This is a genomic window from Pseudoalteromonas sp. T1lg75, from assembly GCF_002964705.1.
In the GTDB taxonomy this organism is placed as follows: domain Bacteria; phylum Pseudomonadota; class Gammaproteobacteria; order Enterobacterales; family Alteromonadaceae; genus Pseudoalteromonas.
Genome location: NZ_PQCD01000049.1, coordinates 420,044 through 441,290 on the forward strand (window position 1 = coordinate 420,044; position 21,247 = coordinate 441,290).

The following is a 21,247-nucleotide window of genomic DNA, read 5'->3' on the forward strand; positions in this document are numbered from 1 at the left end:
TTAAGTATTAAGAGCGTTTGTTGATCTTTATAGCCTCTGTGGGCTAACGCCCCAAGCAAACAGGCTCGAGTTTTGAAATACAATTCAATAAGGCTGGCACAGGCGGTGGAAAAGTGATTGAAATGGAGACACAGTAAGTTGAAGTTAACCCTACTAACAAGCCTGCTCTTGGTGCTGAGCCTGTGCTCATTCGACTCCTATGGCGCATGGGGCTCTGAGCCTGGCAAGTTCCCGCAAGGAAGGATCATTTCCGGCTACAGCATTGAGGGTATCGAGGGGGAGCTGGAGAAAAACGTCGCCCTGTATTTACAACAGCTCAGTGGCGAGCAGCCAACGCGGCAATTGCAGCGTTATGCGACCGACCAGGTGTTACTGAGTATGCGAGCCCTGGGTTATTATCATGCCGAAGTTGACCTGCGCCTCGAAGACAACAGCGCCGAACCCAAGGTGATTGCCAAGATCACTGCGGGGCAGGCAACACGTATCGAAAGCCTGGAGTACCGATTACTTGGTCCTGGAGAGCAAGACAAAGAGTTGACGCAGGTGCTGGCGCAGTTGCCACTTAAACGCGGCGACATCATCAATCATGGTCATTATGATGCGGCCAAAAGTACTATCGATAAGCAACTGCTTGAACTTGGTTACTTTGATGCCAAGTGGCAAGAGGCGCGCTTGGCAATCGATCGAGGTCACTACAGCGCCGAGATCAGTTTGGTGATGAGCACAGGTCAGCGCTATCGCTTTGGCCCCTTGAATATCGCTACCGACACTCCTGCGAGCGCCTACATCCATTCTCTAGCCGAGTTCGAGCCGGGGCAAGCTTATAACGCCACTAAGGTGAGCAACTTTAACCTGGCATTGTCGCAGACCCCTTATTTCAGCAGTGTGCGCGTCTATGCCGACATTGCCAAACGCAGCGCACAGGAAGTGCCTATTCGCGTTGAGGTGCTGCATAAGCCACAGGACAGCTTTGAGGTCGGCGGCGGCTACTCAACAGACTTGGGCCCAAAGGTACGCTTTAAGTGGTCGCGTCCCTGGATAGGCGCGCAAGGGCATTATTTGGAAAGTAACCTCAATGTGTCCGAGCGTCAGCAGGATATCAGCCTTTCCTACACCATACCGGTCGCCGATCCGGTCGATGATATTTGGCGTTTTAGCCTTGGTTATAAGCTTGAGGATAATATCGATACAGATATCTTCTCAAAGACTCTGACCGGTCTGGTACAGCGGCAATGGAAAATTGAAGAAGACTGGATCCGCACCGTATTTCTCCGTCGTGAATATGAAGAATTTCGCATTGGCGAGGAAGAGAAAAGCACGGCCATGTTGCTACCCGGCGTCAGCTATGCGCGCAAGCGTTCAAAAGGGGGCACCACGCCCTATTGGGGGCGGCAATGGTTGATCAGTACCGAGGTTGGCGCCGATTCTCTGGCCTCGTCCACGGATATCATTCGCGTGCAGCTACAGTATGCCTGGTTAAATACCTATTGGCAGCGCCATTTGTTCTTTAGTCGCGTAAATATAGGTGCCATGTACGTCGATGACATCGGTGATGTGCCGGTATCACTGCGCTTTTTCGCCGGTGGCGATCAAAGCATACGCGGATTTAAATACGAGTCTATTTCACCCGAGGTCGATGGCGCCAAAGTGGGGGGCAAATACCTAGTGACTGGCACCTTGGAATACAATTACCAGTTTGCCAGTAACTGGCGCAGCGCCTTGTTTGTTGATGCCGGTACCGCCACCAACGACTTTTCCGAAAAGCTCTCTGTTGGTGTGGGTTTTGGCGTGCGTTATCTTACACCCGTGGGGCCTATTCGCATTGATCATGCCTGGGCGTTATCAACCCCTGGCAATACAACCCGACTCAGCATTACCGTGGGGCCCGAACTATGAAGCGCATTCTTCTTTTAAGCGTCAAAGTGATTGCCGCCATCCTTATTACTCTGGTCCTCTTGGTGGCCTTGTTACTTTTTACCGGGTTTGGTAACCGTGCTGTCGTGGCCTTGGCTAACAACCTGGTATCAGGACTTAATATCGAGCTGCATCAAGGCCGTTTGCTTGCCAATGGTCCCTTCGATTTACAATACCAAAGCGACGGCCTATCCCTGGATGTCGAGCATGTGCAGCTTGATATACGCGTGCTCGGTTGTGGCGGCGTGTGTATCGATAATGTCGCGGCGAAGCGCCTCAGCGTGCAAAGCGCTAGTGCCGACTCCGAGCAGGAGTCACAGCTAAGCCCGAACGCCGACACCGGCAGCGACGGCCAGCAAGCGGATGCGAACGCCTCTGGCCCTCTGCTACAGCTCCAGTTGCCGAATATTGACGTTAAACGCCTGGCGCTCGCCGAGGCGGATATCGCGGTGGCGGGGCAAAAAATCAACGTGCGCGACCTGAGTGCCGGCCTTAGTGCCCAAGGTAAGCGCGTTAATATCAAGCCCTTTAAGGTCAATGAACTGAGGGTTGAATTGGCTCCAGCGCAGCAACAGCCAGAGCGGGGGCCCCTGATGCAATTGCCGCCGCTGACCGACATCGATTTTGATCTTGGCCTGCACATCCGTATTCAGAACCTTGCCCTCAACAATGCGACACTGGTACAAGGGGCAAGCGAGCATAGGCTCAGCAACTTGCAGCTCAATGCGGCGCTGCTTGGTAGCAAGCTGTCGCTGGAGCAACTGGATGTAAGCTATGCCTTACCACCTGAGCTGGTGGCCGGGCTGCCGCAGCAGCAGGGCGGCACCACGGACTCACAGCAGCTGCATGCGGCGCTAAAGGGTGATGTGGCCTTATCTGGCAATAATCCATTGCAGTTAACGCTGCAGTTGGAAGCTCTTGGGGAGCGCAGCAAGCTTGATTTAAGCGGGAGCCTCAGCGAGTTGCAATTGGCGCTGGCAAACCAGGGTCAATATCCATTGACGCTGAGCGCCACTGCCAAGTTACGGCAAACCAACTGGCCCTTTATGCTGCAAGCACAACAACATCAATGGCAGCTTCCGCTGGGTTCATCGACAGGCGCTGAAGTGTTGCAATTACACCAAAGCGATATTCGTGTAGAGGGTAATATTGATGATTATCAAGTCAACATAAACTTGCAATCGCAGTTGGCAGACTACCCCGAGTTACACAGTCAAATGAACGCCAAAGGGACCTTAAGTTCTTTGCAGGTCGCGTCATTGCAATTGCTCGCTGGCGACAGCCGAGCCGAGGTAAAAACCGAGCTGAATTGGCGCGATGGCCTAAGTGCTAACTTTAATGCCGAGCTGGTAAATCTGCATAGCGAATACCTTATCGATACGGTGCGCAGTGATGTGTCTGGCAAGGTAGCCGGCACTTTCGTGCTGGACCCCACAGGTCGCTGGCAGTTGGCTGTAGCACCGTCGACCTTAGACGGCACAGTCAATGATATGGCGCTGCAACTGCAGGCCGACCTGGATCTTGATAGCTCACTGCACGGGGTCGTGCGCCAGTTGCGTTTGCGTCAGGGTCAGAACAGCTTAAACCTCAGTGGAGAAATAGACGAGCAGTGGCGCCTAGACGGGGTGCTGGCATTATCCGCCGATACCCCCCTGTTGCCCGGATACACGGCAGCAGGTCAAGCCCAGTTGCAGCTTCGTGGCCAGCGTTTAACACCGAAAATAAAACTCGACGCGCAATTGGCGCAGGTGCAAGGTGCCGGCGTTAGTGTGGACACCCTCAACCTGGATGTTGAAAGTGAATATCACGACGCACTTCAATACGATATTTCTGCCCAGTTATCCGGTATTAAAGCCGGAGCCCAACACCTGGATAGCCTTGCCTTGCAATCCCGAGGCAGTGACAAGGTGCAACAAACATCTTTGCGTATTGATTCGCCTTTGGCACAACTGCAAAGCGCGTTTGTCAGTGAGCTGTCATCGTCACAGCAAGAGTTAAAGGTGCAACTGGAACAATTCGATATAGCGCTGCAGGAGCACCAGGTGGCTTTATCCGCACCAACGAGCGTGCATCTGGATTTGGCCAAGCAGGCGCTGCGCTCGGAGCGTTTATGTTTGGGCGGCGATGCGGTGGACTTGTGTGTTGAACCCGCCACCATAGATCCGTTGCAGGGTGAAGTTAAGGCCACGCTGACGCATTTTTATCTCCAGGCGCTCAAGCCATTTCTTGGGCTAAAAGCCGCTTTGGCAGGTGTGGCCAAGGGCCATGCCCAGTTTAATTGGCGCAGCGGCGAGGCGCCGAACATAGATGTGCAATTGCATACCGAACAATTACAGGCGAGCTACCTGCACCAGCAGCAGCAACATAGTTATCCCGTTGAAACCTTAGCCCTGTATTTGCATAGCGACATTAACCAGGCACAAGCCCAGTTACAGCTGGAGTCCTCTATTTTGGGTAACCTCAACGCCGATGTGAAGGTCACCGACGTTATGGCGGCGCAGCACCTCGACGGTCAGCTGCAAGTGGATGCCGTCCAGCTGACAAAGTTTGCATCGCTGGTGCCCCAGATAAAGAATCTTGCGGGGGATATCAGCGCCGACTTACGTTTTTCCGGCAATATCAATGAGCCCAAGGTGCACGGCCAACTGAATGCACAAAAGCTAGCGCTGGAAGGGGATACCTTACCCCTGTCCCTGGCCGACTCACGCTTGAGCGTGCAACTAGCCGGGGAGCAAATCAGTGTCTCCGGTCAATTAGCCAATGTGGATGGTGGTGAGTTGAACGTAAGCGGCGAAGGGCTTTGGCTTGGTGAGCAGCCGCAGTTGACGGTGAAAGTCCAGGGGCAGCGCTTTGTGCTTATCCCGGATCAGGGCATTATGATTGCGCTTTCTCCAGATCTTAATATTGATGTGAGTGCGAGCCAGGTGAAGCTGGATGGCAGCATTGATCTTCCTTACGGGCGCATCAAAATCAAAGAGCTGCCCCAGGGCGCGGTCAAGGTCAGTGATGACGAAATCATTGTTGATGCGCCGGTACAGGAGCCCACCGTACCATTTATGTATAACGTTGATTTAAAAGTAAATATTAAAGATGATGTGTATGTCGACTCGTTCGGTTTGAAGTCCTACATTAAGGGCGACCTTAGCATCACCGCCAACAACGAGAGCCACCCGCTGGCAGTGGGCGAGTTGACCCTGGTCGATGGTAAGTACCGCGCATTTGGTCAAGACTTGCTGATCCGCACAGGACAAATAGGCTTTAGCGGCGCCCTAGATAAGCCCTATATTAATGTGCGCGCCATTCGTAACCCGGATAACACCGCCAATGGTGTGGTGGCGGGCATTGAACTGGCCGGCAGCGTCGAGCAACCGCAGCTGCATGTGTTTTCCGAGCCGGCCATGGACCGCTCACAGGCTTTGTCCTACGTGCTTAATGGACAACCGCTAGGCGATGGTGATGCCAATACCGATGCCTTGCTTACACGCATGCTCTTGGCGCAGGGTACCAATCGCGGGGAAGGCCTGGTGTCGCGTATCGGTGAGTCAATCGGATTGAGTGATGTGACACTTAACTCCAGCGGCAGCGGCGATGATACCAAGGTGGAAATCGCCGGTTATATAGCTCCGGGGATCCCGGTTAAATACAGTGTCGGCGTGTTTGAGTCCATCTCCGAGGTGGCGGTGCGCTACCAGGTGTTACAAAGACTGTATATCGAGGTGACCAGCGGTTTGTATGATACGTTGGATATTCTCTATCGCTTCGATATCGACTAAATCATAAGGGAAATAATAATGATAAAAAAATCCTTAGCCTTGCTAACGGCCGGCTTGTTGAGCGCGCAAATGACTGGTCCATTGATCCCCAAGGCCTACGCCTTTAACCCGGCTAAACCAGTTTTGCAATCGCCCGCGAGATCATGGCCGCAGCCGAGCCCTCCGATTGGCGCCAAGTAGATAGCAATAATCTGATGATCCTCACCCTGCAAAGCGGCGTAGTCTACCTCGAGGTGAATCCTTTGTTGGCGCCTAAGCATGTGCTTAGATTGCGTGAGTTAGCGAAATCGGGTTTCTATAAAGGCCTAAGCATGTATCGCTTTGTCGAAGGCTTTGTTGCCCAAGGTGGGGCGGGTGAGCAAGAAACGGATATTGCGCCGCTGCAACAAGAGTTTGTGTGGCAAAGTGAGCAGCCTTTGCAGCTAGATCTTAAGGTGAACGACAACGACGGCTATGCGCCGCGCAGTGGCTTTATTAACGGCTTTGCCGTGGGTCAAAATAAAGCGGGCACGCAAACCTGGCAGCTCCATTGTATGGGGGCCTTAGGTATGGCGCGAGGAAATGGCGTAGACAGCGCCACCAGTGAGTTTTATGTGGTGATTGGCCATGCACCGCGCTACCTGGATAAAAACATTACGGTATTTGGTCGCGTTCTCAGTGGCATGGAGCACCTGCAGCGCTTACAACGCCCTGGGAGCACGCAAACGCCGTTTAACCCTATCTTAGATCTGCAATTTGCCGATCAATTAGCACCAGAGCAGCAACCCAGCATTCGGGTGATGCGCACCGACTCTGAGCGCTTTCAGGCGCTGGTGGCGGCCCGCAAGAACCGCCCCGAGGGCTGGTTTGTGGCCACCCCGAATTACATCGATACCTGCGCCATGGTGGTGCCCAGTGTTATTGACGATTAATCCGCAGGCTAAAGGGAATATGCTGCTGATGCGTTGAGCGATAGGGGTTGATGTCCAAGCCGCCGCGACGGGTGTAGCGGGCATAAACCTCGAGCTCTTGCGGTTTGGCCAGCGCCATTATATCGCTAAAAATACGCTCTACGCATTGCTCATGGAATTCGTTGTGGGAGCGAAATGATACCAGGTAGCGCAGCAGTGATTCATGGCATAGCTGTGGCCCCTTGTAACGGATCACCACACTGGCCCAGTCAGGTTGCGAGGTGATCAGGCAGTTCGACTTGAGCAGATGGCTATACAGGGTTTGCTCAACCGGTTCGCTATTAGTTGCAAGCTGTAACAGCGCCGGATCGAGGTCGAAGGTGTCTATCTCTATATCCAACTCGTCGATACAGAATCCCGGGAGTGCCGTGGCGGCAAACTGCGACGTATCGTCTGGTCCGTACAAGGTCACCTTGACCGCGGTTTGCACCGCCTTGCTCAGATCCGCTTCGAGGATCTCCCTTACCTTGTCCATGCTCTCAAAGCGCGTCTGATTAAAGCTGTTCAAATATAGCTTAAACGATTTGGACTCGATAATGCTGGGGCTTTGGCAGGGAAACACAAATTCCGCTACCGCTACTTGCGGTTTGCCCTTGCCATTGAGCCAGGAAAGCTCATAGCCGGTCCACAGATCTTCGCCTTGAAATGGCAACGCCTGCTCATCAATGCCCAGGTCGTCGCGGTTAAGCTTACGGGCGATGGGGTAGAGCAGACTCGCGTCGTAGGAGTCTTTGTATTCAGTGGTTTTACCCAGCAGGCTGGCCTGCAGCTCAGGGGCGTTACGGTAATCTGTCATGATGCCATAAATCTAGTTACAATGGCGTCATTATAACGAATTTACGGAAAGCATGCATGAGTGTAAGCACACAACTCCAACAGGCACTACAAACTCATATCGACAAGCACCAGGCTCAGTTCAACTCTAACCCCATGGCTTATATTGACCCGGAGTCACAAAGCCCAGCTGCCATCAGCGGCACCGAGCAGGGTGATCAGGTTCAGTGGCAAGTTTATGTGCGCGACGATAACGCAACCTTGAGCGATTTAGCCATGGCCCTGGAGGTTGAATTCCCGGCGCAATTGGAGCAGCTATTTTGCTGCGTTTACAGTGGTAACCTACCGGCGCAAATCGATGGTCATGGTATCGAGCTGCTATTGCCATGGAATGAAGAAGACTTTGTCCGCTTACAGCAAAACATTACCGGCCATGTACTGATGAAGCGCCGCTTAAAGCAGCAGGATACTGTGTTTATCGGTTTAACCGAGCAAGATGATCTACTGCTGACGGTACGTTTAAACGATGGTGCGGTATGCCTCGAGTATGTCGGCAAGGAGCCGCACCATGTATTGGCCGAGAATATCAGCGCCTTATTAGACGCCATTGAGGTGATCTGATCCTATTGATGATCCCAGGAAATATTCGAGACCAGCTCGCAGCGCTCGCAGCGAAAATCGAATAAGCCAAACCAAGGCTCGGCGAGTGCCCACTCGCCATCGCAGCCAGGGCAGCGACGTTGCAGCTCTTGTTGCAGGCTTTCGCCACCAACTCGGTATAAATAGTAATACACCGGCTTTTTGGTGAGAAAACGAATCCGCTTGCTCAAGTCCAGCCCACGGCGGCTAAGTGAACTATCCAACAGGCTTAATTCATCAAGGGCCGCAAATTCTGCTCGAGTAGCACCATTAATTTGCAGTTGGTCGCAGGCCTGCCAGTCTTCTTGCCACTTTATTAAGGTCTTGTAGTCGCCATTGGCTATGGCGGGTATGTTATAAAGCGGCACCGGCAGAAAATCATCGCCGCAGTACAGGGGGCTGCAGGTATGCAAATAAGTGGTATAGAGAATATAACAGCTTGGCTCGGAGCAGGCATCGGCGCTGTTGGCATGAATATCCTGACCGATCACCTTTACTTTCGGGGCCAGCAATCCGGCCTCGTTAAGCTTGTTGATTGCGTGTTTAACAAAAGGGCTGTGATGCAAGGGATGCAGCGAGTCTTCTTCTGGGCACATCACCCGGGTAAGGAAGTAGCCCTCTTTTAATACCGTTGGAAATTCGTCGCCGATTATCTGTCCGTTCGCGCGCAGCGCCACCACCATTTGGTTGATCGCCTGCTCGGCGTCGGCTAATTGAGTATCTTGATAACAGTCAAAGGTTAAATCGGCAACAAACATGCTTACTTCTTGGCTTCTAATAAAGCCAATAGTTTATCAAGTTTTTTCTCTATGCGATCCAGTTGCGATGATTTTTGTTGCGATGTCTGCGCACTCGGTTCGATCACCATATTCTTAAAGGCTTCTGGATTGTTTTTATACTGGCTGACCGCTGCGATGATCATCGGCATGGGCACCGGCTCGCTTAACATGGATTTGGTCAGGGCTACGGTGGGGGTTTTGTTTTGAGCCAATAGGGCTTTGATCGCTTCAAACACCACAGGGTTCATTGTGCTAGGTCCTCTTACTGAAAATCGACGCATTATAAAAGCAGATTCGCTCGGGAGCGAAGAATATCCGCGCAGTGTAGTGCGATTTTGCTGAACCCAAACTGTCCGCAGACTAGGCGCTGGCACCAGGCCAGCCGGCAAATACCTAATGTCTTAACTGAGCGTCAAGAATATCAATGAGTTCCGCCCAATCCGCATCTTCGGCGAGGGATTCACTAATGAAGTGACGTTGCGCATTGGACCAAAAAGGGGCGTCAGCCAACTTAAGATCGTTGCCTAGTTTGTGATTACTTACAAACTGTTCAATCTGGCTATCGCTGCTGGGTAAACCCAGTTGTTCAAACAGCGTATTCATAGTGTGCTTTGAGGTATCCATGAGTTTCTCAATTTTGTCGATAACAACTATGTTTAAATATAGAACAACAATGATAACAAGGAAATTCTATGTCAGTGACCCTCGATTACAGCGTCAAGTACCTCACACCTGAGGATTTAAACGTAGCCGCCAGTCTGATCTATCAAGCCTACCATAAAGACCCTTTGATGAGAGAGTTGCTGCAAGGCGAAGATCAATCTCAACAGCACTACGAGAAAAAGTTGCGCGCTTTAATTCGTGAAGAGCTGCATACGTTTTGGCAATCCAAACAGCCTTTGGTGGGGTTATTTGTCGAGGACAGATTACAGGCCATCGCTTGTGTGTTTGCCTCGGCGGCTTCTATGCCGGCGCAGCGATACTGGCATTGGCGGTTGAAATTGATGATGAGTGCCGGTTACCTGACCACCCAGCAATTGATCGAAAAAGAGCAAACCATACGCAATGCGCTACAAACCATGGGCAATTACTTATTTATTGCCTTTATTGCCGTGGCGCCGCAAAACCAGCGTCATGGTTTAGGTCACTACCTACTCAATAGCCTCGATACTCTGATGCAGGAAGATAATGCCCTCAAAGGCATGGCGGTATTTGTTACCCAACAACCTCATATCGACTTTTTTACCAGCCATGGTTTTGAGGTATTGCAGACGCTGAAATTTAGTAAGGTCAGCGGAGAGCTGCTATTCAAACATAAAAGCAATGGCGTATAGGGAAGTTTGTTTGTAGGAAATATCTCACATTGATGTGCGGGATCCCTGTTTCTTGCTTCCTAAAATTTAAGCAAAATAAACACAACGCTATGAATTGTAAGTGTTTTCTATTTATGTCATTTAAATGACATTGTTCTCAATTGATTCATAATGGCTGCACTGACGACATTTTTCTCTATCATTATAAGGGTCAGGAAGACAAGGGTGCAGGGAGCGCCGGGCCAAGGAAGGGATAGAGGCCAATAAAGCAAGGGCGTGCAGGACGAGTAAGGGACTAGACGGTTTAGGATAACCGTTCAAGGACTGGAGCACAGGATGTGCAGGGAAGGCTTGGAGCCTAGGAATAGCCAAGATGGCAAGTGGACACTTCAGGATGAAGCAGGAATTAGGGCACGGAATGCTGTCGGTTAAGATAGGTAATCGAACCAGGAAGGTAAAAGGACGACCACAATGGTCAGCGATATAGGATATCGCACAGGGAAGAGACGGATTAGGGCGTGACTTTGGTCACGCCTTAGTTTTATGCATTATATTTTGTGTGGGGGAATGTCTTTGCCGTGCAGGTGCTCGTTGTCCATGTACAGTTTGCCTTGATACAAGCTCTCTCCATCGCTTGAAAACTCGAACAAATACGTACTGCGTATCCCCAGCTTACCATTAGTTAATATACCCATACGCCATTTAAGGCAGGCAACGCTAACCAGCTGTACACCCAGTTGTTGGCACTGGTTTTGCGCATGTATTCGCGCCGTTTCCGCCAACTTGCGGCGATACCAAAATAAGCCGATCACCGCCGCGACCAGCATCAAAATCCACAAAGTAACCACTAAGAGAACAAGCCTCCAATTGCCCGCGATAGCGCTTCTGAGCGTTGCTCGCACCGTAACATAGCTAAGACATGGGGGCGCAGCGTTGGGATTGCAACGAGATCCGCAAACAGGCTGGCAAAAATAGCTTGCTCGGATTTTATTTGTGCACTTTTTTCCATGAATGCGGCTAAGCGTTCGGGCTCCTGAAGGTGGCTCCATAGACGCCCAGCAATCACCTGACAAATATCTGCATCTTGGCTCCAACTCGACGCCAGTACTAGATCGACAACGGCACCGCTTATTCCCGTAGCAGGGGCAAAGCTGATAGCCCTTAGGGCGTCAATCAACAGGGCCTTATCGCCTTGGGTTAAGGCGTCTTGTATCGATTGGTGCAGCATTTCCGCAACCGCCGTCGACACCGGAGTGTTTTCTAATTGTGCCGCCAAAGGTTGGCGCACTTCCACCGGAAGATTTGCCCAGGCGCTGCATAACAACTGCTCGTTATCACCTTGGTTCAAACGCGCGGCAAAATCCGCCAATCCCTGTACCGCGATGCTCTGCCATTGGTGCCAACCCAGCTTACCGCTGAAGTACAGCTGGGTGTGCTCATAGTACTGGGATGCACTTTGGCGCAGCTCTACCTTGATATGGGCATTAAAGGCGGCGCGTTTGTTAGCGTTGGGGGTAAACACATAGGGGTTGTTATCGAGCTTACTTTGCTCTTGCTCATCGCCCAGTAGCTGGGTGCCCACGGCCTCTAGCACCATGTTGGCGAAGTGGTCGCGACTGGCGGCAACCAATTTGCTTTGCTCATCCAGCGGCAACTTTAAAAACCACACATAGGGTTCAGCGGAGGCCTTGGCATCCCAGAATTGAATGGCGAGTAAGGCATGCTGAGCCAATGGGAAAGGGTAGGGCTGATTGGTCGCCTCGATATCGGCAAAGGTGGCCTTATCTAATTTCTGCACGCGACGGCCAATGTCGTACACCCGCCAGGTGGTGCCTGCGGCGTCGAGTAACTCGGCTAAGGTGGCAATATTTGCAGTCATGGGCTGCTCCTAGAAATAAAATTCCGCAAATTATAGGCATATTGCGTCATCAACCCAAGGGAAATGCTATGATGGCGGCTGCTAAATTTTTTTAATTCCTAGTATGTACGATAAAACCGCTTCGCTGTTACAGCAGCTGGAAACTCAGTTACAGGCCCATAAATTGTGGCAACAAGAGCCCATAGATGCGCAGTTACTGCACTCTAGGCAGCCCTTTTGTGTCGATACGCTGCGCTTTGAGCAGTGGTTACAGTTTGTCTTTATCGTAAAAATGCGCGAATTGGTGCAACGCCGAGTGGTGTTGCCAAGTAGCATAGCGCTGACTCCGATGGCCGAGGTACAGTGGCCCGGTCGTTACTTGAGTGTGCATAGGACACTAGAAGCCATAGATTTGCACCTAAGCGCAGATAAGGGGACCGCTGATGAGTGAGCAAGCGCAGGCCCAGGGACAGGAAATCGAAGTGGTGGCCGTTGAGCCTTTGCAAATCCTCTATCGTGATGAGCATTTTATTGCGATAAATAAGCCGTCCGGCCTGCTGGTGCATCGCTCGCCCATAGACAAAAGAGAAACTCAGTTTGCGATGCAAATGCTGCGCGACCAAATAGGCCAGCATGTTTACCCCTTGCATCGCCTCGACAGGCCCACCTCAGGTATACTCTTGTTCGCCCTCAGCAGTGAGGCGGCGCGGGACGCACAGACCTTGTTCAGTGACAAGCTGATCCGTAAACGTTACTTGGCTTTGGTTCGTGGCTATGCGCCACAGCAGCGTCTGATAGACAGGCCGTTAAAAGAAAAGCTGGATAAAATCGCCGATAAATTTGCCGACACCAATAAAGCGCCGCAAGAAGCGCAAACCGAGGTACATTGCTTGCATCAGGCAAGCTTGCCAGTGAGCCTGGGTAAATTCCCCAGCGTGCGCTATTCGCTGGTGGAGTGCTGGCCAAAAACAGGGCGCAAGCATCAGATACGTCGTCATCTCAACGGCATTAACCACCCCATTATTAATGACGTAAACCACGGCGATAACACCCAGAATCATTTTTTTATCGATCACTTTGGCTGTGCGCGCTTAATGCTGTTTGCAACCGATCTGTACTTTGTGCATCCTTATACGCAAACAACCATTCATATTCGTGCACCGCTTGGTGAGCAGGCCCTGGCTATTTTCGCGCGCCTGGGCTGGCCGCAAAGTGAAGAAAGTTATTAGGGTCTGTTTATCTTTGCGGTTTACTTTATGTTCAATCTAAACGCATTCTGATCACGACGCTCGTTATGCTGCATAGTCATTTTATGTACATAGCGAGCAACACAGAGCAGGGTGCGTTGAGATGAACCCATAGGGCAGCGCTTGTAGCGCATTTCTACTGTGTTGTTACATGTTCATGTAGAATAACTACACCACACATGTGCCGCCTTGTATAAATTCACTACAAACTGCTGCAGAAACAAACAACAAAGGTCAACAGACCCTATGTAAAGGACAATTAATGGCAACCATCAGTATTTTTTACGGCAGTGTGTATGGCGCCGCCGAGCGTCTTGCCGAGACCCTATGCGCTCATATTAACGAGTTAGGAAGCAGCGCTAAGCTCGTGGATAACCCTCAGGTTGAAGATATTATCGCTGCCGAACAGATCCTGGTGGTTACCTCGACCACGGGGCAGGGTGATTTGCCAGACAACATTTTGCCGCTCTATTTAGGTTTACAAGAGCAGTTTCCATTGCTCGGCGCTAAGCCCTGCGCGGTGATTGCCCTAGGCGACAGCAGTTATGGCGAGACCTTCTGCGGCGGTGGACGCCAGTTTGAGGAGCTGTTGATTGAGCTGCAAGGCAAGATCATTCAACCACGTTTGGATATTGATGCCATGGTTGATTTTGACCCCGAGCCCGTGGCACTGCCTTGGGTAGAGCGCTTGGTCGCGCAGTCATAAGTACACCGCTAAGACATAAAAAAAGCGCTCAAAGAGCGCTTTTTTTATGCTGATAATCAATGGGTTAGCTGCAGGCTATCCGCGTTTGACATCGACTATCAGTTTTAGTTTCTGCCCTGGTTGCAGGTATTTTTTGCTGTCCAGTTTATTCCACTTTTGAATATCGCTGACGCGCAGACCAAATTGTGAGGCGATGCGAGAGAGGGAGTCGCCACGACGTACCTTATAGGTGATGGTGCGGTTGACACTCTTGATGGCTCCCGAGTTGGCCGACTGGCGAATTTTTAATTTTTGTCCAAGGCGCAGTACCGCATTGTCTTTAAGGTTATTCCAGGCCTTAAGCTGGGCCAGGGTGACATCGTACTCACGGCTAAGATCCCACAGGGTATCACCGGATTTTACAGTATGGCTGCGAGTGACACTTGAGCCACCGTTCACCGCTAGGCGGACACGCTCTGGCAGGTGCGCCGCGCCCTGATCCGATAAGGGGATCATCAGCGTTTGTCCAACGCGGATGTTGGTCGACGATAAAGAGTTAAGGCTTTGAATGGCTTTAACATTGGTGTTGTGTTTGCGGGCTATCAAGGACAGGCTGTCGCCGGAGCGAACTTCATACTGTTGCCAGCGCATGCGGTCTTTCAGTTGTGCCGTCGCTAGACGCTTTTCGAAGCGCGCTATGCTGTCGAGCGGCAATAATAAATGATGCGGCCCTTCAGGGTCGCTGGCCCAGCGGTTAAAGGCCGGGTTCAGACGGTATAGCTCCGATAGGGAAATGCCCGCCATTTTTGCCGCCATCTCAAGATCAATTTGCGTACCCGCATCGACCCGGTCCACGACCTGGGCATTAACGATTTTATTCCAACGCACGCCAAACTCGTCATGACGTTTAAGCAAGTCGGCAAGCGCGAGTAGTTTAGGCACGTAGGCGGTGGTTTCTTTAGGCAGATCCAAGGACCAAAAATCCGTGGGTAAGTGTTTGCGGCGGTTCTTCTTAATGGCGCGCATTACCCGGCCTTCGCCCGAGTTATAGGCGGCAATGGCATTAAGCCAGTCACCCTCGAGGGTTTTGTGCAGATAAGACAAATAATCCAGCGCAGCGCGGGTAGATTCGGTAATATCACGACGACCGTCATACCACCAGTTTTGCTTTAAACCGAAACGCTTACCGGTCTGCGGCATAAATTGCCAAATGCCGCTGGCGCTTCGATGGGAGTAGCCATATGGGTCAAAAGCACTCTCAACGATAGGTAACAGGGCGATCTCGATAGGCATCTGCCTTTTTTCAACTTCTTCCACTATGTAGTAAAGGTATGGTTCGGCACGCTTGGAGATGCGATCCAGATAGGCCTGATGACGCGCATAATAATTACGCTCGGTCACCACGGGGCGGTTTTGTGGGACATCAATGGATAGCTGAAAGCGAATGCGCTCCCACACATCATCAAATACCGGAACCGGTTCTTCGTCTTCACCCATTTGTCCATCATCCAACAATTCCAGGGTGAGTGCTTCGCTGATTTCTTGCGGGCTTGCGCCATTGTCCGGTAACTGCGCGACAGGGGTCGTATCGGTTGCGGTACAACCCGTTAATAATGCCAACAACAATGCCAGCGAATAGGTAATCTTGTTCATGGACCGTTAATTTTTGATGAATCTGCGCGCATACTAGCAAAAAGTTATGAGCGCAGACAAATTTTGCCCTGTTTTTACTGGGGAAGGTGTCGGCCTAAAAATTATCTTTCCAGGCTCGCAGGGCGGCAAACTTAGCGTTGGGTTCGTCATCTTGTGGCCGAAACTGCGGGGGGATGGCACCAAGGGAGATGACATCGGCACGCAAGAAAGGGTTGATGCGCTTTTCCAGGCCTATGGTGCTTGGCAGGGTGATGATATCCTGCGCTCGCTTGGTCTCGACCTGGTGTTGATAGCTTAAAACCGCTTCGTTATGAGGCTGACTGGCCGCGGCGAACTGCATATTGGCCAGGGTGTATTCATGGGTGCAATAGACTTGGGTGTTATCATCCAGGGCACGAAAGATCTGCATCGATTGCCACATTTGCTCGGCGCTGCCCTCGAACAGGCGCCCGCAGCCGCCACTAAACAAGGTATCGCCGCTAAATACCAGGCCCGCGCCAATATAACAAATATGATCTAAGGTGTGGCCTGGGGTGGCCCGAACCAGAAACTCGTATCCAAGTACGGTGAGGGTATCTCCCTCACCGAGCGCCACGTCGATATCGGTAAAGGGGCTGTTTTTGGGGCCATACACGGTTATCTCCGGGTAGGCGAGCTTGAGCGCCGCCACTCCGGTGGTGTGATCCCAATGATGGTGGGTAATGAGGATGCCCGCCAAGGTTTTTCCCTGTGCTTGCAGGTAATCAAGGACCGGCTCGGCCAAGCCGGGATCGACCACGACCACCTGTTTATTATCGCTACCTTGTAGCGCCCAAATATAATTATCCTTATAAGCTTTGATTGCCTCTACTTGCGCCATCGACCATTGCTCTATATCGTTATCATATTCCTAGTATAACGAGCTAATTGTGTGAAACCAGCACTGAGTTTGCAAAGACATCCGCCGCCCCATGCCTGGGGGCAGTTTCCCCATGGCGAGTATCTGCAAAGCGATATCGAGCGCAAGATGCAGCCCTGGCTGGAGCGCATGTTTGGCTATCACCTGTTGAAAATAGGCGATCTCAGCGTGCAATTGGATACCTCGGCAAGCCCCATTAAGCATCAGGTTGGCGTGGCGGCGCGTACGCCGCAGGCTGGGGTGATTGCCGAAGTGGATGAACTGCCCTTTGCCGAGGGCAGTGTCGATGCCTGCGTGCTAAGTCTGTGCCTGGAATACAACACCGACCCTCACCATATACTCAGGGAAGCCCATCGCACCCTGATCGCCGGTGGCTATATTGTGATCACCGGCTTTAATCCCCTTAGTTTTTGCGGCCTGGCCAGTTTAATTCCTTTTAGCAGGCAAAAGCTGCCCTGGAGTGGTCGTTTCTTTACTCCCTCACGGGTTAAAGACTGGCTTGATTTACTGGGATTTGAACTGATCGCCGATGAGCGCTTTTTACATGCGTCCCTAGCGCGTGGCTCGCGGCTGTCACGCTTTGCGCGCTGGCGTAGTTTTTGTCGTCACTACCTAAAGCCCATGGGCAGTGTATATATGCTGGTGGCGCGCAAAAGGGTAACGCCTTTGACGCCAATCAAACCCAAGTGGCACGCTCGCCCAACGTTTAAGCCCGCTATCAAAGGAGTGGAGGTGAGCCGCCAGCGGCGCGCCAACAAAAGGTTAAAGGGTTAGGGCGCCTTGTAGATTAAAGGGCACGGCGATATCCATCAGCCTTGGTTTATTCAGTGTTGCATCACGTTGCTGGCGTTGGGCGATAAAGTCCCCTTGCGCTTGTTGCAGATGCACGTTTTCCTGGCGCTGCTCGGCAATGGTGCTGTGGCAATCCAAAGCACGGCCGTTGGGCTGATAATCATGACAAACCCAGACCTTGGTGTGCTCGGGTAGCTCAAGCAGACGGACAATGGAGTCGTAAAGCTCGGCGGCACTGCCATTAGGGAAGTCGCAACGGGCACTGCCGGAATCCGGCATAAACAAGGTATCGCCAATAAATACATGACCCTGACAATTCAGGCTAATGCCATCCGGGGTGTGTCCCGGAGTGGCAATCACTTGTATATTTAGCTCACCCAGCGCCAAGGTATCGCCATCTTTTACATGTACATCGAACTGTGAACCATCGGTAACACAATCAAGTTGATAGATGGGTTTAAGGGTTCGTTGGACCTCGGTGATATGCTCGCTGACCACAATTTTCCCCGCGCTTTGCTGACGCAGGTAGGCACAGGCGCTAAGGTGATCGGCATGAACATGGGTTTCGATGATCCATTCTAGCCGTAACTGATGTTTATTGATAAAGGCCAGTAGCTTGTCGGCACTGGTGTAGCTGAGCGTCTTGGACTCGCTGTCATAGTCGGCAACGGCATCGATCACCGCCGCCACTTTCGTTTCGGTGCAATAAAGAATGTAACTCAGGGTGTTACTGTCATCATGGTAAAAGGGAATGACCTTGAGTGACATAGCTATTCCAAAATTAGTTATAAGTTATATCCATTCGTTATATAACATTCACACCCTTGAGTAAAGTTAGCCTCGGCCAACGGCGGCGGCATCTTTGGGACTAAGCTTGATAGCCCTCATCCACTAAAAGGTGATTGCTCATGGCCGCATCTCGGGCTAAATCATCAACGATTTCATTTTCGTCATGACCACTGTGGCCCTTTACCCAGTGCCATCTTACCTGGTGGCGAGCACGCGCGGCGTCGAGACGCTGCCACAGATCCACGTTTTTCACCGGCTGTTTATTGGCGGTGCGCCAATTGCGCTTTTTCCAATTGTCTATCCAGCTTTCAATGCCCTGCTTAACGTATTGGCTGTCGGTGGTGATATCGACATGGCAGGGGCGTTTTAAGGATTCCAGGGCGACAATGGCCGCAAGCAGTTCCATACGATTATTGGTGGTGTTTTTATAACCTTGGCTGAGCGTCTTCTGATGCTCCCCATAGCGTAACAACACCCCGTAGCCGCCCGGTCCAGGATTGCCCAAACAGGAGCCATCGGTATAAATTTCTACGCTTTTTTGCACGCTTTTCCTTGTTATTATGTACAATGACCGAAGCAGCAAAGATAGCAAATATGGGCGTAAACTGATATGGCGCAGAGACAAATAGTACTCGATACTGAAACCACGGGCATCAACCCCAAAGACGGCCATCGCATTATTGAGATAGGGTGTGTGGAATTAGTTAATCGCCGTCTGACCGGCAACAACTTTCACGTTTATATTAACCCACAACGGGGTATCGAAGACGAAGCCATAGATGTTCACGGTATTACCACCGAATTTTTAAAGGATAAGCCCCTGTATCATCAGGTAGCCGACGAATTTCTCGACTATATTCGCGGCGCTGAGCTTATCATCCATAACGCGCCGTTCGACGTCGGCTTTATGGATCATGAATTTGCCTTGCTCAATCGCGGACTGCCAAAAACCGAGGACGTATGTCAGGTCCTTGACACCCTGGTTATGGCCCGAAATATGCACCCGGGTCAAAAGAACAGTTTGGATGCGTTATGCCGTCGCTATGATATAGATAACTCAAAGCGAACCCTGCACGGCGCATTGCTGGATTCCGAGATTTTGGCCGACGTCTACCTGGCCATGACCGGAGGCCAGAAAAAGCTGAACTTAGCGCAAAATAACGAACAACAAGACAGCGCCAACAGCGGCGGTATTATCCGCTTGCCGGGCGACCGAGCCCCGCTCACCGTGATCAGCGCCAGCAATGAAGAACTGGCAGCGCACGAGCAGCGTTTGGATTTGGTTGCCAAAGAGGGTGGCAGCTGTTTATGGCGCGGTGAATAAATACCGCGCTTTAAAACAGGGAAATAATATGACACGCACTAATGCACGCATTATTGCAAGCCTAATGACGGGCCTTGTGTGCCTCAGTAGCCTGGTGGCCCCGCTAGGTTTTACTGCGCTTGCCAGTGAGCAGGATAAACTGACCCTGCTATCTAAGGGCAATGAGTTGCCGCTGCTAAACAACCGCTTTCGCATCGACCATGACGTTGACAAAATAACCCTGCTTTTTTTTCGTCGTCCCGGCTCACCTGCCGTGGTCTTGGTGCGCCCCGATGGCAGTAAATTGTATGCCCCGCACGCGCTTAATGACGAGCAACTGCAATGGCACGATGAGCGCGGTTATGATCTGATCGAGTTGCGCAACCCCATGCCTGGTCCTTGGCAGGTGGTGGGTCAGATCCTTCCCGAAAGCCGGATCATGGTGTTGGGCGATATTTCCTTAGAAGTGGATACCTTGCCTCCTTTATTGTTTCGCGGTGAGATCATCAAGCTGACCGGGCGTGTACTCAATGACGGCGAACAGGTTGAGGTGGGGCATTTTCACGAGGTGATTAATCTGCAGGTGGACTTTGTCAGCACCAACAACAATGAATTTACCAACTTTGGCGCCGGTACCGAGCATGTCGCCGACTTTAAAGACGATGGCCGCGGTTTTGATGAGCGCCCCGGCGATGCTATTTTTACCGGCGAATTCCGCCTTGATTTTGCCCCCGGTCAGTGGCGCCCGGAAATTGCCCTAACTACACCGTTGATTCAGCGCAAGGTGGTGCAAGAGCCGGTAGTGGTTAAAGAGCCGCCATTAGCCTATGAATTGATTAAAGGGGAGAGCGGCGCAGATCATGAACTGGTTTTTCGACTTGATCCCGAGCTGGTAAAAACTGAGTCGGTGTTGCTGCAAGGGCGTATCTTTTACCCCAATAATGATGAGCAAGCCTTTTCCTTGCCGGCCAGCGCCTTGGCCGAGCGTCGCCTGAAGATCAGTAACTATGAACGCGGCCGTTATGAAGTTGAGGTGGAAATGTTTGCCACCAATATTAATGGCCGTGAGTTTATGGCTAATTTACCTAATCATGACTTTGTGATCACCCGGCCCATAGCAAAGGTGGTGAAGACCTCACCTGTAACATCACACCCAGCGGCGGATATGCCAAGCGCAAATTCCTTAACTGCTGTTCAGAACCCGCCTCAGTCTCAGGCTAAAGGTGAGGGGCTAGCGAATAACTTTGAAAATGCGCTGCTGGTGGTGCTGGGTAACCTGGTTATTTTGCTGCTCGGCGGCCTGCTGATCCGTATTTTTGTGTTAAAAAAGCCGTTAATGTTGGGTGCTAATGTGCTGTTTTGGCGTAAAAAACAACAAAGCCAGTCGAGGGCTTCACAAGCAAACTTCGACAAAAATGGTTCAAAAAGTGATAAATCAGGTGAAATTTTAAACCTTTCGATGTCAGATGACTAAAAAAGCCTTAAAATTTCAAAAAAACTGTTGACTCACCAAGGGGTGATTCGTATCATTCACGCCGCTGTCAGGGCAGAGTCCTGAACAGTTTGGATAACGCGGAGTGGTAGTTCAGTTGGTTAGAATACCGGCCTGTCACGCCGGGGGTCGCGGGTTCGAGTCCCGTCCACTCCGCCAATTATCCAAGTTTGCTTACTCTGTGGAGTGGTAGTTCAGTTGGTTAGAATACCGGCCTGTCACGCCGGGGGTCGCGGGTTCGAGTCCCGTCCACTCCGCCAGTTAAGCAAACACAGTATTCCGTCGCGGAGTGGTAGTTCAGTTGGTTAGAATACCGGCCTGTCACGCCGGGGGTCGCGGGTTCGAGTCCCGTCCACTCCGCCATTTGGAATAATTAAAGAATATAAAT

At 51.5% G+C, this 21,247-nt stretch carries 21 protein-coding genes and 3 tRNA genes; 14 read left to right on the top strand and 10 right to left on the bottom strand.

Features of this window, described 5'->3' with window-relative positions; genetic code table 11:
* Window positions 1–138 precede the first annotated feature (138 nt).
* The 3 genes from C2M36_RS12170 to C2M36_RS12180 all read left to right on the top strand — a co-directional run bounded on the left by C2M36_RS12170 (window position 139) and on the right by C2M36_RS12180 (window position 6,598).
* Window positions 139–1,896, top strand: coding sequence for an autotransporter assembly complex protein TamA (locus C2M36_RS12170; RefSeq protein WP_199883043.1), 1,758 nt, complete (start codon window positions 139–141; stop codon window positions 1,894–1,896).
* Window positions 1,893–5,687, top strand: a complete 3,795-nt coding sequence (gene tamB, locus C2M36_RS12175; protein WP_105255115.1) for an autotransporter assembly complex protein TamB — start codon at window positions 1,893–1,895, stop codon at window positions 5,685–5,687. Before C2M36_RS12170 ends, tamB begins: the two co-directional genes overlap by 4 nt.
* Before the next feature lie 143 nt (window positions 5,688–5,830).
* Window positions 5,831–6,598 carry a peptidylprolyl isomerase gene (locus C2M36_RS12180; protein WP_105255116.1) on the top strand — a complete coding sequence of 256 codons (768 nt, stop codon included), beginning with the start codon at window positions 5,831–5,833 and terminating at the stop codon, window positions 6,596–6,598.
* Here C2M36_RS12180 and queF read toward each other — a convergent pair.
* Window positions 6,585–7,433 carry an NADPH-dependent 7-cyano-7-deazaguanine reductase QueF gene (queF, locus tag C2M36_RS12185; RefSeq protein ID WP_105255117.1) on the bottom strand — a complete coding sequence of 283 codons (849 nt, stop codon included), beginning with the start codon at window positions 7,431–7,433 and terminating at the stop codon, window positions 6,585–6,587. The genes C2M36_RS12180 and queF overlap by 14 nt on opposite strands.
* A gap of 56 nt (window positions 7,434–7,489) precedes the next feature.
* On the opposite strand from queF, the gene syd reads away from it, so the two are divergent.
* Entirely contained in the window at window positions 7,490–8,032 is a 543-nt protein-coding gene (syd, locus tag C2M36_RS12190) for a SecY-interacting protein (RefSeq protein ID WP_105255118.1), read from the top strand.
* A 2-nt stretch (window positions 8,033–8,034) separates the two neighbouring features.
* Here syd and C2M36_RS12195 read toward each other — a convergent pair whose 3' ends face one another.
* The 3 genes from C2M36_RS12195 to C2M36_RS12205 form a co-directional block, all read right to left on the bottom strand.
* The gene (locus C2M36_RS12195) at window positions 8,035–8,808 is read right to left on the bottom strand and encodes a Zn-ribbon-containing protein (RefSeq protein ID WP_105255119.1); all 774 of its coding nucleotides are present in this window, start codon (window positions 8,806–8,808) and stop codon (window positions 8,035–8,037) included.
* Between the two features lie 2 nt (window positions 8,809–8,810).
* A complete protein-coding gene (locus tag C2M36_RS12200; RefSeq protein WP_105255120.1) occupies window positions 8,811–9,077 on the bottom strand; it encodes a hypothetical protein in 267 nt (88 codons plus the stop codon).
* Window positions 9,078–9,222: 145 nt separating this feature from the next.
* Window positions 9,223–9,453: a DUF2789 domain-containing protein gene (locus tag C2M36_RS12205; protein ID WP_105255121.1), complete on the bottom strand. Its 231-nt coding sequence runs from the start codon at window positions 9,451–9,453 to the stop codon at window positions 9,223–9,225.
* 68 nt (window positions 9,454–9,521) lie between these two features.
* Between C2M36_RS12205 and C2M36_RS12210 the strand changes: the two genes are divergently transcribed.
* On the top strand, window positions 9,522–10,163 hold the full coding sequence (locus C2M36_RS12210; protein ID WP_105255122.1) for a GNAT family N-acetyltransferase: 642 nt from the start codon (window positions 9,522–9,524) through the stop codon (window positions 10,161–10,163).
* A 527-nt stretch (window positions 10,164–10,690) separates the two neighbouring features.
* Here C2M36_RS12210 and C2M36_RS12215 read toward each other — a convergent pair.
* Together C2M36_RS12215 and C2M36_RS12220 are read right to left on the bottom strand one after the other, a co-directional pair.
* Complete coding sequence (locus C2M36_RS12215; protein ID WP_105255123.1) at window positions 10,691–10,990, bottom strand: DUF3301 domain-containing protein; 300 nt, start codon at window positions 10,988–10,990, stop codon at window positions 10,691–10,693.
* Window positions 10,990–12,021: a DUF3549 family protein gene (locus C2M36_RS12220; RefSeq protein WP_105255124.1), complete on the bottom strand. Its 1,032-nt coding sequence runs from the start codon at window positions 12,019–12,021 to the stop codon at window positions 10,990–10,992. Before C2M36_RS12220 ends, C2M36_RS12215 begins: the two co-directional genes overlap by 1 nt.
* A 103-nt stretch (window positions 12,022–12,124) precedes the next feature.
* Here C2M36_RS12220 and C2M36_RS12225 point away from each other — a divergent pair, with 103 nt between their 5' ends.
* The 3 genes from C2M36_RS12225 (at window position 12,125) to C2M36_RS12235 (ending at window position 13,953) form a co-directional block, all read left to right on the top strand.
* The gene (locus C2M36_RS12225; RefSeq protein ID WP_105255125.1) at window positions 12,125–12,451 is read left to right on the top strand and encodes a YqcC family protein; all 327 of its coding nucleotides are present in this window, start codon (window positions 12,125–12,127) and stop codon (window positions 12,449–12,451) included.
* A complete protein-coding gene (gene truC, locus C2M36_RS12230) occupies window positions 12,444–13,229 on the top strand; it encodes a tRNA pseudouridine(65) synthase TruC (RefSeq protein ID WP_105255126.1) in 786 nt (261 codons plus the stop codon). Before C2M36_RS12225 ends, truC begins: the two co-directional genes overlap by 8 nt.
* A 280-nt stretch (window positions 13,230–13,509) precedes the next feature.
* Window positions 13,510–13,953, top strand: coding sequence for a flavodoxin domain-containing protein (locus tag C2M36_RS12235; RefSeq protein WP_105255127.1), 444 nt, complete (start codon window positions 13,510–13,512; stop codon window positions 13,951–13,953).
* 75 nt (window positions 13,954–14,028) lie between these two features.
* On the opposite strand, the gene C2M36_RS12240 is transcribed toward C2M36_RS12235, so the two are convergent.
* Window positions 14,029–15,585 (bottom strand): LysM peptidoglycan-binding domain-containing protein, encoded by a 1,557-nt coding sequence (locus C2M36_RS12240; protein WP_105255128.1) that lies wholly within the window; start codon window positions 15,583–15,585, stop codon window positions 14,029–14,031.
* A 94-nt stretch (window positions 15,586–15,679) separates the two neighbouring features.
* Window positions 15,680–16,444, bottom strand: coding sequence for a hydroxyacylglutathione hydrolase (gene gloB, locus C2M36_RS12245; RefSeq protein ID WP_105255129.1), 765 nt, complete (start codon window positions 16,442–16,444; stop codon window positions 15,680–15,682).
* 51 nt (window positions 16,445–16,495) lie between these two features.
* Between gloB and C2M36_RS12250 the strand changes: the two genes are divergently transcribed.
* Window positions 16,496–17,257 (top strand): class I SAM-dependent methyltransferase, encoded by a 762-nt coding sequence (locus C2M36_RS12250; protein WP_105255130.1) that lies wholly within the window; start codon window positions 16,496–16,498, stop codon window positions 17,255–17,257.
* Here C2M36_RS12250 and C2M36_RS12255 read toward each other — a convergent pair.
* Window positions 17,246–18,043 (bottom strand): MBL fold metallo-hydrolase, encoded by a 798-nt coding sequence (locus C2M36_RS12255; RefSeq protein WP_105255131.1) that lies wholly within the window; start codon window positions 18,041–18,043, stop codon window positions 17,246–17,248. The two genes, C2M36_RS12250 and C2M36_RS12255, sit on opposite strands and share 12 nt — an antisense overlap.
* Window positions 18,044–18,143: 100 nt before the next feature.
* Entirely contained in the window at window positions 18,144–18,608 is a 465-nt protein-coding gene (gene rnhA / locus C2M36_RS12260) for a ribonuclease HI (protein WP_105255132.1), read from the bottom strand.
* A 66-nt stretch (window positions 18,609–18,674) separates the two neighbouring features.
* Here rnhA and dnaQ point away from each other — a divergent pair, with 66 nt between their 5' ends.
* From dnaQ to C2M36_RS12285, 5 genes are all read left to right on the top strand, one after another.
* A complete protein-coding gene (dnaQ, locus tag C2M36_RS12265) occupies window positions 18,675–19,388 on the top strand; it encodes a DNA polymerase III subunit epsilon (RefSeq protein ID WP_105255133.1) in 714 nt (237 codons plus the stop codon).
* Window positions 19,389–19,416: 28 nt separating this feature from the next.
* Window positions 19,417–20,841, top strand: coding sequence for a TIGR03503 family protein (locus tag C2M36_RS12270; RefSeq protein ID WP_234399168.1), 1,425 nt, complete (start codon window positions 19,417–19,419; stop codon window positions 20,839–20,841).
* A 100-nt stretch (window positions 20,842–20,941) separates the two neighbouring features.
* Window positions 20,942–21,018 (top strand) — tRNA-Asp (locus C2M36_RS12275).
* A 24-nt stretch (window positions 21,019–21,042) separates the two neighbouring features.
* Window positions 21,043–21,119, top strand: a tRNA-Asp gene (locus C2M36_RS12280).
* Between the two features lie 26 nt (window positions 21,120–21,145).
* A tRNA-Asp gene (locus tag C2M36_RS12285) sits at window positions 21,146–21,222 on the top strand.
* Window positions 21,223–21,247: the final 25 nt, after the last annotated feature.